The organism is Corynebacterium sp. HMSC056F09 (assembly GCF_001815785.1).
Taxonomy (GTDB): Bacteria; Actinomycetota; Actinomycetes; order Mycobacteriales; family Mycobacteriaceae; genus Corynebacterium; species Corynebacterium hiratae.
The window spans coordinates 1-647 of record NZ_KV821964.1 but is presented as its reverse complement, the minus strand read 5'-3'; the positions used below and the strand labels follow the sequence as shown (position 1 = coordinate 647).

Annotated in this window: 1 protein-coding gene and 1 pseudogene; one reads left to right on the top strand and one right to left on the bottom strand. The window is 55.3% G+C overall.

Annotation, left to right across the window (positions count from 1 at the left end; all coding sequences use genetic code 11):
* Positions 1-51 precede the first annotated feature (51 nt).
* Positions 52-417, top strand: coding sequence for a helix-turn-helix domain-containing protein (locus tag HMPREF3056_RS13970; RefSeq protein ID WP_070754707.1), 366 nt, complete (start codon positions 52-54; stop codon positions 415-417).
* 61 nt (positions 418-478) lie between these two features.
* Here the strand turns inward: HMPREF3056_RS13970 and HMPREF3056_RS10355 are convergent.
* Positions 479-647 (bottom strand): annotated as a pseudogene (locus HMPREF3056_RS10355) (integrase core domain-containing protein); the annotation flags it as partial.

Below are 647 nucleotides of genomic sequence, written 5' to 3'. Positions count from 1 at the left end.
CGATGTCGGTGATCCTCAAGGAGTTGGGGGGGCTCGAAGGCTACGGCGAAGGTGTGGCGCCAGGCTGAGGGCCTTAGCCGTGGCAAGCGCCGTCGGAGCCTGAATGAGGATAAGTACAAAGATCAATACCAAAAGATCATTGCTATTGTAGAAAGCGGTCGGTCTGCGCATAGTGCACTGAAAGAGACAGGTTTCCCACAGACCGCTTACCGATACCTTGCGCAAGACGGTATCGAACTCGCCAATACCAGTCGCGGTGGAGCCATACAACACGAGCGGGATCGCATTGCCCAAGCTTTGAAACTTGTGGATGCTGGCAAAAGCTATAAACAGGCCGGCCAGGTTGTTGATCGCTGCACTGCCACGGTGAAAACGTGGCACCATAATTGGGGTTGCCCGCAAATCGTGGACACGTAGTGGAGCTACCCAGTGGTTAGGCAGCTATTTCTTTTCTGCTGATAATTGAGCCGGCGTGGTTCTCGAAGTCGACGGGGCTGACCATTCCGAGTGCAGAGTGCCGGCGCCGACGGTTGTAGACGACTTCAATCCAGTAGGCAACAGCCTTACGCGCGGCATCACGGGTAGGCCAACGCTTACGGTCATAGAATTCGGTTTTAAGCGTCGACCAGAACGACTCAGCCATCGCG